Source organism: Microbacterium sp. Bi128 (genome assembly GCF_918698205.1).
Window position 1 is genome coordinate 1 of the sequence record NZ_CAKKMM010000098.1, and the last position, 12,036, is coordinate 12,036.

Annotated in this window: 9 protein-coding genes and 1 pseudogene; 7 read left to right on the forward strand and 3 right to left on the reverse strand. The window is 63.2% G+C overall.

Annotation, left to right across the window (positions count from 1 at the left end):
• Nucleotides 1-416, forward strand: a pseudogene (locus LQV45_RS09675) (acetyltransferase); the annotation flags it as partial.
• Between the two features lie 14 nt (nucleotides 417-430).
• Here LQV45_RS09675 and LQV45_RS09680 read toward each other — a convergent pair.
• A complete protein-coding gene (locus LQV45_RS09680) occupies nucleotides 431-1,213 on the reverse strand; it encodes an SGNH/GDSL hydrolase family protein (protein ID WP_230006826.1) in 783 nt (260 codons plus the stop codon).
• 41 nt (nucleotides 1,214-1,254) lie between these two features.
• On the opposite strand from LQV45_RS09680, the gene LQV45_RS09685 reads away from it, so the two are divergent.
• The 5 genes from LQV45_RS09685 to LQV45_RS09705 all read left to right on the forward strand — a co-directional run bounded on the left by LQV45_RS09685 (nucleotide 1,255) and on the right by LQV45_RS09705 (nucleotide 6,584).
• A complete protein-coding gene (locus tag LQV45_RS09685; protein ID WP_223915154.1) occupies nucleotides 1,255-2,103 on the forward strand; it encodes a glycosyltransferase family 2 protein in 849 nt (282 codons plus the stop codon).
• Between the two features lie 125 nt (nucleotides 2,104-2,228).
• A complete protein-coding gene (locus LQV45_RS09690) occupies nucleotides 2,229-3,128 on the forward strand; it encodes a glycosyltransferase family 4 protein (RefSeq protein ID WP_230006827.1) in 900 nt (299 codons plus the stop codon).
• Entirely contained in the window at nucleotides 3,112-4,554 is a 1,443-nt protein-coding gene (locus LQV45_RS09695; protein WP_230006828.1) for a hypothetical protein, read from the forward strand. The genes LQV45_RS09690 and LQV45_RS09695 overlap by 17 nt, the downstream gene beginning before the upstream one ends.
• On the forward strand, nucleotides 4,551-5,309 hold the full coding sequence (locus tag LQV45_RS09700) for a CDP-alcohol phosphatidyltransferase family protein (protein WP_230006829.1): 759 nt from the start codon (nucleotides 4,551-4,553) through the stop codon (nucleotides 5,307-5,309). Before LQV45_RS09695 ends, LQV45_RS09700 begins: the two co-directional genes overlap by 4 nt.
• Nucleotides 5,310-6,584: a hypothetical protein gene (locus LQV45_RS09705; protein ID WP_230006830.1), complete on the forward strand. Its 1,275-nt coding sequence runs from the start codon at nucleotides 5,310-5,312 to the stop codon at nucleotides 6,582-6,584.
• A gap of 45 nt (nucleotides 6,585-6,629) precedes the next feature.
• On the opposite strand, the gene LQV45_RS09710 is transcribed toward LQV45_RS09705, so the two are convergent.
• Nucleotides 6,630-8,108, reverse strand: coding sequence for a glycerophosphodiester phosphodiesterase (locus tag LQV45_RS09710; protein WP_290370230.1), 1,479 nt, complete (start codon nucleotides 8,106-8,108; stop codon nucleotides 6,630-6,632).
• Nucleotide 8,109: 1 nt separating this feature from the next.
• The gene (locus LQV45_RS09715; RefSeq protein WP_230006832.1) at nucleotides 8,110-8,562 is read right to left on the reverse strand and encodes an adenylyltransferase/cytidyltransferase family protein; all 453 of its coding nucleotides are present in this window, start codon (nucleotides 8,560-8,562) and stop codon (nucleotides 8,110-8,112) included.
• A gap of 440 nt (nucleotides 8,563-9,002) precedes the next feature.
• Here LQV45_RS09715 and LQV45_RS09720 point away from each other — a divergent pair, with 440 nt between their 5' ends.
• Nucleotides 9,003-11,927, forward strand: a complete 2,925-nt coding sequence (locus tag LQV45_RS09720) for a DNRLRE domain-containing protein (RefSeq protein WP_230006833.1) — start codon at nucleotides 9,003-9,005, stop codon at nucleotides 11,925-11,927.
• The last annotated feature ends 109 nt before the right edge of the window (nucleotides 11,928-12,036 follow it).

Below are 12,036 nucleotides of genomic sequence, written 5' to 3' on the forward strand. Positions count from 1 at the left end.
GGGCTTTCGGCGCCGAGATCGGTCCGGGCGTCACATTACGGCCCCGCACCCGCGTCAAGTTTCCGTGGAAGCTGCACATCGGGTCCGGCTGCTGGATTGGTGAGGGCGTCTGGTTCCACAACCAGGACGATGTCTACATCGGCGCCAACGCTGTGGTTTCACAGGAATGCTTCATCACCACGGGAAGCCACCGGGCCCGCAGCGACATGGGCCTGATAACCAGCCCCGTTTACATTGACGATGGCGCATGGGTCACCTCGCGTTGCATGGTGCTCGGCGGAGCCCACATTGGCCAGTCAGCCGTCGTGGAGCCGCTCACCGTGGTCCGTGGTGAGGTTCCGCCGAATGCTGTCTACGGGCGGGTGCCCGGCCCCTCAGTGATCAGAGAACGGTTCCGGGGAAATGATGTCCTGTGATGGCACAATGCATCCTAGGGGGTAGCCATGGTGGCCAGGGTCTTGGAAATCAACGCGTACATCTTGTCGGCGAGGTACTGATGGCCGGCGTCGGTCGGGTGGACGCCGTCGGCGCCGATGAGCTTGGAATCGGCGCCGAAGAACCAGCGCTCGCTCAACGGGTCGACGAACTGAATGCCACCGGCAGACGCTGCCCCGGCGATCGCCTTGCTGTCACTGGTGATGAAGTCCGGCACCCGCTCGTTGACCCAGGCCGGACCGACGACGATCAGCTTCGCGTGGGGCGCCCGCTCGTGGATCTTTGTGTAGAGATCCGTCGCAGCCGCAGCCATCGTTGCAGGGTCCTGCTTACCGTCGTTCCTGCTCCCAAAGACGAGAACCAGATCTGCAGTCGAGCGCAGGCTGGTGGTGGCGGCTTCGGCGAACGTGACTTTCTCGGTTCCCCTGACGATGTACCCGGCTCCGGGATGGCCGATGACGTTCATGTCGACCGGATGGGATTCCGAGTAAAAGCGGGACCCGACGATCTTTGCCCAGTTTGCTGCTCCGTAGCCACCCTGGTCAGAGCCAACAACGTAGGAGTCGCCGATGATGTCAACGTTTGGGACCGCGGCACGGCTCGATTCCGGCGTGCTGGCAGCTGGAGCCGGCGAGGGAGCGGCCCCGTTGCCCCGTGCGGTGAATGCCAGCACAGCAATCATGACCGCCACGACGGCCAGCAGGCCAAATCCAAGTTCTTTCATGTGACGGAACCGGAAGGATGATCTGGTCCTGTTTGTGCTCTTCAGAAAATCCATTCGCAAAGACTATCGGCAATCCACTCTCGAGGGGGAAGTGAATGCAGAAGATACCAGCTTCGGTCCTGATTCAGACGAAAAATGAAGAGGCGAGCATCGAGAGGTGCCTGGCGGCACTGAGCGACTTTGACGAGGTCATCGTGGTCGATTCAAACAGCGCCGACCGGACCGCGGAACTTGCCGCCGCCGGCGGTGCGACCGTTATCAACTTCACCTGGAACGGGGCCTATCCGCAGAAGAAGCAGTGGCAGCTTGAACATGCGCCGACGCGCCACCCGTGGATCCTGTTCCTTGACGCCGACGAATTTCCGAGCCGGGAACTGATCGAGGAAATCGCCGTGATCGTCTCGGATCCGCTGGAACGCCGTGTGGCTTTCGACATCCCCATCTCCTATCACTTCGCTGGCAAGGTCCTCAAACACGGCCACCGGGTGGTCAAGCGTTCGCTGTTGAAGCGGGGCTTCAACCGCTATGAGGACACTGGTTTGGTGAATCTCCCGGTGATGACAGAGCTGGAAGTGCATTACCAGCCAGAGGCGACAGGTGAGGTGGGACGCACGGCGGGCCTGCTGGCACACCACGATCTGGATCCGGTCCGCACCTGGTTCGACAGGCACAACAAGTACTCCGACTGGGAGGCCTACATCCATGCCGACCCGGCCATGCGGCGCTCGGTGCGCTCGTCGAAAAGCCTGCAAGGCCAGCGCTTTGATGTCGTCCCGTTCAAACCAGTTGCCTTCTGGGTCTACAGCTACATCGTCCGGGGCGGCTTCCTGGACGGACGGGCCGGCATGGACTACGCCGTCGCCCTGGCCACGTACTACTGGCAGATCGGCCTGAAGACCCGCGAACTGCAGCAAAACGGCAGCCGGCTGGCTGAGCATGTCTGAAAATCGCGCATCGTCGGGGCCGCCCCTGAGCGTGCTGCAGATCGGCGGCCTGGCCGGCCCGGGGGCCGTCGCGGGCGGCGTCTGGGCGGTCGCGCGCATGCAGACTGCAGCGCTGGTGCGCCGCGGTGCCGCTGTTGAACTCGTCGGGGGCTGGCTCGGCGGCCGGCCGGCCACTCGTCCAGCTGCACCTCTGCCGCGACTTCATCACGACCTTCAGCGCCCTGGTGCTCCGCGGTGCTGCCATTCCCGTCATCGCGCAGGCCCACGGCATGCTGGCAGCGCCGCGTTCGCGCGGGTTGCGGGTGTTCGATGCGCTGATCTTCCGTCGGGCGATGCGGACGCCGCAATTATGGCTGACCCTGACGGAGGCCGAAGAAAAGAACCTTGAGTCCCTCGGCGTGCCGAGGACGAAGATGCGCAGGGTGGTGAACGCTACAGCCGACCCCGGCACCGTGTGGGAAGACCCGCAGACCCCCACCTTTCTGTTTGTTTCGCGGCTGGCGGCGCGCAAGCAGCCCACGGTGTTCGTCGAGGCAGCAATTGCCCTCCTGCGGGAGGGATCGGAAGCCCGGTTCGTGGTTGCCGGACCTGACCAAGGCGAACTGGAGAGCGTGCACCGTTTGATCGAGGCTTCAGGTTTCCGCGACCGGTTCGATCTTCCGGGGGAGTTGACGGAACCCCAGGTGCTGGCGGCGCTGTCCCATGCGACCGCCGTCGTTTTGCCCGCCCGCCACGAGCCTTACCCGATGGTGATCATCGAGGCGGCGGCTGTGGGTACGCCCATCATCCTGACCTCGGAATGTGGACTGGCCGCGCCCTTGCAGAAAGCGGGCGCGGCGGTTGTCGCCGCGCCCACGGCCGGGGCCTTCCACGCAGCCATGGCCACAGTGGCGGCCAGCCAGGATCTGCGGCTCCGGCTGAGTGCGCGGGCCCGTGAGCTGCACCTGGGTCTCTGGTCTGCCGAATCCCTCGCGGAAAGTCTCCTGGGATTGTATGCGGAGGCGATAGATGCTGGCCGGCAGTGACCTCCGGAGCCCGGTCAGCCTGCCGGGCGAGAGGAAGTCAGGAATCGGCGCGGCGCTGGCGATCCTGACTTTCTTGTGTTTTGCCGTCGCCATACCGCTCATCCTGCGGTCGACGTCGGAAGCCACCTACAGCGATACTGACTTCCTCATCCGATATTCGGTGCTCCTCTATGCGGCTTTCCGCATGAGTGCCATCCTCTGGAAAGACCAGGTGCGACCGGTAGCCGGTGTCTTCTGGATGTTCGTCTATGTCTGCCTGGGCGTGGTTCCACTGGCCCAATTGTCGACCGGCGCGTCAACCATCCTTGCTGTCCAGGTCGACGACTCGACCTTGTCCGCGGCAACCGCCATCACTCTTCTTGGCTGCGTCAGCTTCGACCTGGCCTATCACCTCAGACTCTTCAAGAACTTGGGCGGCCCGGCGCCCGTGCGCAAGCTGCGGAGCATGGAAACCCTGAGGATCTTTGCGACAGCCGCGATCCTGGGCGGGCTGATATACGTGGCTCAGGTCGGCGGAATCAGCGTGTTCTTTGCCAGCCGGCAGGAGGCGAGCCAGGCCCTGGACCAGGTGAGCCCCGACAGCGGACAAGCCGCCCGGGCGATCATCTCCGCCTTCGGCTCCGTAACCTGCCTGGTGGCGCTCATTTTCTACATCCACATATTCCGGGTCCTCCGAAGTTCCCTCAACCTGCTTGACTCCGTATTAATAGTCGGCCTGGTGGTGCTCAATGTCGTCGTGAACAACCCGATCTCCAACTCGCGTTACTGGACGCTGGCCGTGCTTTTCGGCTTGGTCATGCCGCTCATCGGGTCACGCAAAGCCCTCTTCAACTTGGCGATCGTCGGCGGGGTAGTGGCGGCGATCTTCCTTTTTCCGCTAAGCGACATCACCCGCCGGGCAGCGGGGACCGGCGTCATGCTCCAGACGGATTCGGTGTGGCGGATGATCTCGACCAAGGACTATGACCAGTTCAGCATGCTCGCGAATACCCTTGGGTTCACCCGGGATGAGGGACTGACCTGGGGGTACCAGTTCCTTGGCGCCGTGCTGTTTTGGGTGCCGCGCGTCGTCTGGCCGACCAAACCGCTCGACAGCGGTGTTGAGGTCGGCCAGTGGATGAGCAGTGCCAACGTCAACCTGTCGTCCCCGCTGTGGGCAGAGGCCTGGATCAATTTCGGAGTCCTCGGGGTGGCGGTCACATTCGCCCTGCTGGGGCTGCTGAGCAGAAGGCTCGACGTCGGCTTCGGCGCGGGTGCCTTGTCCGCCGGATCGGTGGGCTATCTGGGCGTCGCCATCTTCTCCGGGTACATGTTTATCCTGCTCCGCGGCTCTTTGCTGCAGTCGATGGGGAGGCTGCTGATCCTCGCCCTGGCCATTGCTGTTCTGAGCGTGAGCGCCAAACGAAAGCCAGGTGACACGAAATGAGTACGGACAAGCTCGAGCGTCCACATGCCGCAGGGCCCGGTTTTGCCCAGTCCTTCAGGGAGCTCAGCCTGGCGCAGAAGGGCAAGAAAGGGGTGCCCCTGTACTGCCTGTACGTCAACCGGCCGGCCGGCCGGGTGGTCGCAGCCGCGCTCAGGAACACCCGGTTCGGGCCAAACCAGGTGACTTTCGCTGGGGCGTTCCTTACCTACGGGGCGTTGCTGTGGCTGGCCCTCGGGGCAGGAACCGGGGCAGGTTCCGCGCTGGTGGGAGCCGTGCTCGCCGCCGGGTTTGTCCTCGACTCCGCAGACGGGCAGCTGGCAAGGCTCCAGGGACGGAGCTCAAAATTGGGAGAGTGGCTCGACCACGTGCTGGACAGCGGGCGGATCGTCGTCCTGCACGGAGCCGTTTTCTGCTTCCTCCTGCGCACAACTTCCATTCCGGCGCTGCAGCTGGCCGCGCTGTGCGGCGTGTTCCTTTTCGCCAACTCCACAATCTTCTTCGCCGGCGCACTGTTCGATCAGCTGACCCGCCAGGCGGGGCAGCGCCCGTCACCTCCCGGCCACGATGCCTCAACTTCGATAAAGCGATCAATCCTCACGTTGCCAGTCGACTACGGCGTGACGTGCCTGGCCCTGATGACAGTGCCGTGGATCAACATATTCCTGCCCAGCTACGCGGCCTTGGCGATCTTCCATTGCGTCTTCTGCGCCGCCTATGTGGCGAAGTTTTCCCGTGCCCTGGCAAGGATGGACTAGATGGCCCGCCTGAGCAGGTATGTCGCCTTCGGCGATCAGGCCGTATCCAGCATCTCGAACTTCGTCGCGGTAGCCATTACGGCCAACGTCGCGACCCCCGGCCAGTTCGGTCAGTTCTCCTTGGGCTATGCGGGGTTGCTCCTGTTCCTGGGCGCCCAGCGTGCGCTTATCGGAGAGACAATGCTGGTCAAATACTCCGCCGCGGGCTCCCTTAAAGCCCCGGTGAGAAGTGGCGTTTTGGGTGCCAGCGTACTGGTCGCAGCCGCCACCGTTCCGTTGCTGCTGGCCGGCGCCGTCGTGGCTGACCAATCGGCCCGCCTCATCTGGTTTGTCATCGCCGCGAGCCTGCCCTTCGTGCTCCTCCAAGACACGCTCCGGTACTTGTTTATCTGCGAGCACCGTCCATGGCGGGCGCTGCTCATCGACGCTGTGTGGGCCGTCTTGTCGATCACGTCCATGGTGGCTGTCGCGGCCACCACCGGAGCCGTGTGGGCCGTCGTTCTGTGCTGGGGCGGCGGCGCAGCGGCAGCTTTGGTCCTGGGACTCCTGCTGGGGCGGGTGCTGCCTTCGCTGCGCGACGGCAGGCGCTGGCTTGGGGTCAACCGTAACCCCGGGCTTCGCTATCTCGGGGAGTTTTCAGCGCTCAACGCGTCCAACTTCGTCGTGCTGTATCTCTTGGCGCTGCCTCTGGGTGCTGCTGGCGTGGGTGCGCTGCGGGCGGCGCAATTGCTGTTCTCGCCCCTCAACACCGCCTTTTCCGCCATCAAAATGGCTGTCATTCCCGAGCTCGTGCGCTCCAAGGGCACTGCGGTCTTTCGAATGCGGCTGATCGAAACGGCTGTGGTCGTAGCAGCCATGGCCGGGCTGTGGGGCGCGGCCGTCATGCTGCTGCCGGGCTCCATAGGGGCCCTCGTGCTCGGCGCATCCTGGGAGGCTGCGTCCGGGCTGCGACTTCCTTACTTGGTGCAATACGTCGCGATGGTTCCCTACACCGTCTTGCTGGCCTACTACAGGTCCGTCCAGGCGAACAGGCTGTCGACGCTCATGCGGGCAGTTTTGGCCCTTCTGACGCTTGTGCTGCCCCTTGCCCTGGCGTATGCGGGCGGCACCGTTGGCGCCGCCTGGGCGTTTGCGCTGGCAGTCGCGGCCGCGGTTATCGTCGGGGGGACCGCCACCGTTGTGTCGAGATCCCGTTCCCGTTCCCGGACAGAATCGTCGTTGCATCGGCCCGATCCGGCGGAAGTCGAGCTCCGGCGGGCTGCTGACGCCCGGTGAGCGCGGCAGAACACGGCGGGTGGCCGGCCCTGCCGGGCATCCGGTCTAGGTGACCGTGACACCCCTGAACTGGACGGGGACCGGGGCAGGGTAATCCTTGCAGAGACTGATGTAGCCCCCGCGATACTCCCGGTCCATCGTCTCTCCTGACCAGCCCGCGCCGTCTACCCTCGAGAACCGGATGGAGGACGGCGTAACGTCGATTTTGAAGTGCATCCATTCCCCGGGCTTCACGGGTGATGTCGCGATCGTCTGTAGCCGTGTGCCGGCGGGATTGCCTGGGTCGCGCCGGTACAGGACCAGCTCTCCGGCCGGCCGAATGATCAGGTGATATCCCCCGACGCTGCTTGGCACCAACACCCGGTAGGGGGTGTCATCCTGTTGCCCGAACGCGATTCCGGCGTGCTGAAGGTTCGACGGAAGTTCCTGGGGCCAGCACATTTCGAACGTAATGCTGTGGATCTCTTTCGTGACAGGACCCATTGAACCCAGCCGATAGCTGAAGTTCTCGCTTTTATCCAGCACTACTGATGCCGATGCCGCGTCGATCACCGGTTGGGCTCCCCAGCCTTGGTCAACAGTCCAAGGAAGGTCGCCGGCGGCCCGGGAACCGGTCGAGAACGTGTCTTGAGATTCCGCGGTCGCCGATGTCACATAGGGGATGTTTGAGCACATCAGGCCTTGAACGCCCAGGCTGGTCACGCGGTTGGCAGCGGAACGAGTATGGATTTCCCAGCAAATGACGGGCTTGCCGTAGGCCACGACCTTACGGACCGTCGCGTCATCGGCGGTGTGGTAAACGCCAAGATAATCGAATCCGGCGGCGAGCTCGTCCAAACGGGGAATGGCATCCGGCATGAAGTACCCCCACGTTTTGTAGCCGCGCTTGGCGGCTGCCGCAACCTGGAGGGCGGGGGCCGGTTGCTTCCAGATGAAATGCTCGGTGGAATTCGGGTAGCTGTCCATCAGGTCAAGAAGCGTTCTTGTGTTCGTGCCTTGTTTGTCTTCGATGAAAATGACATGCGAAGCCGCGAACCGGTCAAGGACGTCCCGTAGCTTCGGAATGGGCTCAAGGGCCGTCGACGGACCAAGCCAAGCGCGGGCATCGACCCGGAGGCCGCTGAGCTCGGCATAGGTAAGTTCCGCGACCTTGCGGTTTTGCCCGGTCACCCTGAGCGCACTTTGGTCGTGATGGCACACCAGCACGCCGTCCTTGGTGGCGTTCACCGAAACTTCGAGCGCCGGAACACCGGAATTTACCGACTGCTCATAGGCATGCATAGTGTGTTCCGGCCAGTTATCTCCTGAGCCGCGGTGAGCCACAATGAAACGATCATTTTCGAATAGCGTGGCTACTGTGTGAATTGGTGGAGCTTGAACAGGCGGACGAGCGGGCGTGCATCCGGCCAGAAATAATCCCGATGCTCCAAGGAAGATGGCCTGGCGCCGGGAGAGCGCTCTGCGATTGTCCGGAATATTCCCAGTGCCGGTTCCTGATTTCCCCGCACTTCGATTTGCCTGCATTTCACGCCTTCAATGACTCGTTGTCTTCAAGGCCGTTATCAAGCAGGTTCAGGGCGCGCCGCAGCAGGGTGCTGGAGGTGTGAACGGTGTAGGGAAAATACACCACCTCGACGCCGAGCGCCAGCATGCCGGCTTCGAGGCGGTTTCCCTTTTCTGTTCCGCGCCAATCATCGCCTTTGAAAATTACGTGGAAGCCAACGGCATGCCAGGCGTCTACTTTGTCCGGGTAGTTGTCGACCACCACCTCGTCGACAAGCCGGATATTCCGGACGATCTCAAGCCGTTCATGAAGAGGCACGACAGGCTCTCTGTTCTTCATGAGCAGTGTCGCTTCAGTGGAAGCCACTCCCGCGACCAGATAGTCGCAGTGCAACCGTGCGTGTTTGAGCAGGTTGAGGTGCCCGACATGGAAAAGATCGTAGACACCGGATGCATAGCCGATACGAACAGTCACAACGAACTCGATTCTTCACGAATGCCGAATAGGTCATAGGCACCGGCCGGCCGTCGAGGCGCTGGGCTGGTCCCCCCAATTCCATGCTGAGGGTGTTATTGCCTAACGGAAAGCACTTTGGGGAGAAACGCGTGGGCGGGCGGCTAAAGCAGGTAGCGGGACTAGTAAGACAAGTAGGAGGGGTGGAAAAGCTAGTAGGAGCAACCGTTCCCGCCCTTGGTCTTTGCTGATTTGATCTTGGTAGCTTCAGCCCTGAAGTTCATGATTACGTAACCGGGGGGGACTCCATGCGTCAAAAAATCCCAGCTGTTCTAGCGGGCATAGCGCTAGCGGTGGCGCCGTTAATTGCCACCAGCAGCTCCGCGCTCGCTCTATCTCCGGGAGTTGCGTTTTCCGCCAACGCCCTCCCGACTTGGCAGACAAACGGCGTTGCCTGGACCATGGCCCAGTCAAACGGTGTTGTCTACGCCGGCGGAACTTTCACCCAGATCCGGCCTCCTGGCACCGCCGCCGGCAGCGCCCAGTCAAGAAATGCGGTGAACTTCGCGGCCTTCGACGCGTTCACCGGCAACCCCACTTCCTGCGCCTTGTCCGTGACGGGCGGCACAGGTACAACCGTTCGTGCCCTGGCGGTAACTCCGGACGGCAGCCGGCTCTATGTGGGCGGTCTGTTTGGGGCCATCAACGGCGTCAACACCACCCGCATCGCTGCCGTCAAGCTTCCTGGCTGCACGGTAGACACGACCTTCCGGCCGGCAATCGTCTCGGCCACAGTCCGGACTATCGCCGCAACCGACACCGCCGTCTATTTCGGTGGCGACTTCCAAACGGTCGGGACCGAGGCCCGCAGCCGTTACGCGGCCATGGACTCAAACGGCGCGCTCCTTCCATGGGCGCCGGCCGTCAACGCGTCAGCCCGCGCGCTGGACATCCCCGCCGGCCGCAACGTGGCCGTCCTCGGTGGCGATTTCGCAACTGTGAACGGCGTGGCATCCCAGTCGATCGCCGTTGTCGACACGAACACCGGCGCGAACGTAAGGGCATACGGCGCAACGTTCATCTCGCGCACGTCATTTACAAAGTCCATCGTTGACGACGGGCAGAACTTCTACATCGGCAACGAGGGCACCGGAGGCGGCGTCTTCGACGGACGGGCACGATTCAGCCTTGACACCTATGACCAGGTGTGGAGGGACACCTGCCTCGGAGCCACCCAGGCGGTGGACGTCTACGGCGGTGTCCTCTACGCCGCCAGCCACGAGCACGACTGCTCGACCATGAATGAAATGGCAGACGGCGTCCGGCAGCACCTGACGGCACAGAGCGTCAACGCCCCGGCACCCCAATTGGGGTGGAGCCCTGATACCAACGACGGGATTGGTGAAGGCATTGGCCCCAGGGCCATCGTCCACACGAATCGGGGTTCGGGCGACATGCTCTGGGTCGCCGGCGAATTCACCACCACCAACGGCACCGCCCAGCAGGGCCTGACCAGGTTCGGCCCCGGCCCGGGAACTGTGGCACCTTCCTCGCCCAGCAACGTCAGCGCGGAAAGCCTCAAGGCCGGCGAAAACCAGATCCGGTGGCGGGCCAGCCTCGACAACGACGACTCGGAGCTGAGCTACAGCGTCTACCGGAACGGCTCTTCGACCCCGCTGGGAACTGTTAATGCCAGCTCGCTGTGGTGGTCGACAGGCCAGGTGTCCTTCACGGACAAGACAGCCGTACCCGGAACGCAGTACAGCTACCGCGTCCGGGCGACTGACGGCACCAACACCGGTCCGCTCTCGGCCTCGGTGGCCGTCACAACAGCGAGGAACACCGCAGCCTACCCGGCCGCTGTCCTTGGGGCAGGTGCCAGTACGTACTGGCGGCTTGACGGCAACGGTCCGACGGTCGGCGCCGACAGCTCTGCGGGCAACAACCTGGAACTGAGCTATGGCGGACCGGCATTTGCCGGCGACACCGGAGCCATTGCCAATGACACCAGCCGCTCGACGACGTTCAATGGCACGAGCGCATTCGCCTACGGCCAGAATCGGGGCAATGCGCCCACCGTCTACAGCGCGGAGGTGTGGTTCAAGACGAACACGACCCGGGGCGGGAAGATCTTCGGCTTCGGCAGTGGCCAGCCCAACCGGCACGGTACCAATCCCGGACTCAGCAGCAGTTACGACCGGAACCTCTACATGACGAACGCGGGCACGCTGATCTACGGTGTCTACGTCAACGGCACAAGGACGGTTAGCTCGGTTCTGCCCTACAACGACAACGCCTGGCACCACGCCGTGGCGACGCAGGGCAGCGACGGCATGCGGCTTTACGTGGATGGAACCCAGATCGGCGCGCTGCCGAACCAGACTGCAGCGCAGGGCTACTGGGGTTCGTGGAAGATTGGCGGAGACCAGCTGAACAGCTGGCCGTTGCGGCCCTCGAGCAACTACTTCGCCGGCTCCATCGACGAGTTCGCCGTGTACCCGACGGTGCTTTCGGCGGCTCAGGTCACCGATCACTTCAACATCGGCAAGGGAATCGGACAGCCGGTCCCCGACACACAAGCTCCCGCGGCCGTGACAGGAGTTGCGGCCGCGGTACATGCCAGTGATGTGGCCGTTTCCTGGAACGCAACCACCGACAACGTCGGGGTTACGGCATACCAGGTCCACCGTTCCGATACCAGCGGGTTCACCCCGTCAGCAGCCAGCCTCGTCGCCACGGTGAACGGGAGCACGCTCAGCTGGACTGACGCGGGCCGTCCGGCCGGAACGTCCTACTATCAGGTTCTCGCCGCCGACGAGGCCGGCAACATCAGCGGCCCGTCCAACGAAGCATCCGCAACGGTGGTCCCGCTCCCGCAGCCGGTCACGCTCACGCTGACACCGACCGCCGACACCTACGTGAATGCGGGAGCGCCGAATACCGCAACAGGGTCCTTCACGACCCTGGCCACCAGGGGTACGTCGGCTTACATCACCTACATGAGGTTCAATGCGTCCTCGCAGGTTCCTGCGGGCCAGCACCTCGTGTCGGCGACCTTGAAGTTCTCAACTACCGCGGATTCCTTTGCCGGGTCCGCCGATCCGCAGCAGACGGTGGCGATGGCCGGTGACTGGTCCGAGGCGACGACGACCTACAACAACCGCCCGCAAACCAGCAGCACCTTGCTGGGAACGCTGACCGGTCCGACGGCACCGAACGCGTCGTACTCAATTTCGCTCGACGCGGCCGCAATCTCGGCAGGGCTCGCAGGTGACATCAACTTCTCGATGCAGAGCGCTGGAACCGACAACATGTGGTTCTTCTCGCGGGAAGCCTCGGCTGCCAAACGTCCGGCCCTGGTCCTGAACTTCGAGCCGAATACCTAGGTAAAAATAGCTCTCGAAAGAAAACATCCCATGTATAACGGTCTCTCGAAATCCCTGGGAATGGCGCTTCTGGCGGCTGCGGTCTTCGCAGCCGCCGGTTGCACCTCCC

What these genes read in the sequence shown, in the direction of transcription:
- LQV45_RS09720 (WP_230006833.1), top strand. Translation starts at nt 9,003, where the DNA reads ATGGCCCAGTCAAACGGTGTTGTCTACGCCGGCGGAACTTTCACCCAG.
- LQV45_RS09680 (WP_230006826.1), bottom strand. Translation starts at nt 1,213, where the DNA reads ATGGATTTTCTGAAGAGCACAAACAGGACCAGATCATCCTTCCGGTTC.
- LQV45_RS09710 (WP_290370230.1), bottom strand. Translation starts at nt 8,108, where the DNA reads ATGCAGGCAAATCGAAGTGCGGGGAAATCAGGAACCGGCACTGGGAAT.
- LQV45_RS09685 (WP_223915154.1), top strand. Translation starts at nt 1,255, where the DNA reads ATGCAGAAGATACCAGCTTCGGTCCTGATTCAGACGAAAAATGAAGAG.
- LQV45_RS09705 (WP_230006830.1), top strand. Translation starts at nt 5,310, where the DNA reads ATGGCCCGCCTGAGCAGGTATGTCGCCTTCGGCGATCAGGCCGTATCC.
- LQV45_RS09695 (WP_230006828.1), top strand. Translation starts at nt 3,112, where the DNA reads ATGCTGGCCGGCAGTGACCTCCGGAGCCCGGTCAGCCTGCCGGGCGAG.
- LQV45_RS09700 (WP_230006829.1), top strand. Translation starts at nt 4,551, where the DNA reads ATGAGTACGGACAAGCTCGAGCGTCCACATGCCGCAGGGCCCGGTTTT.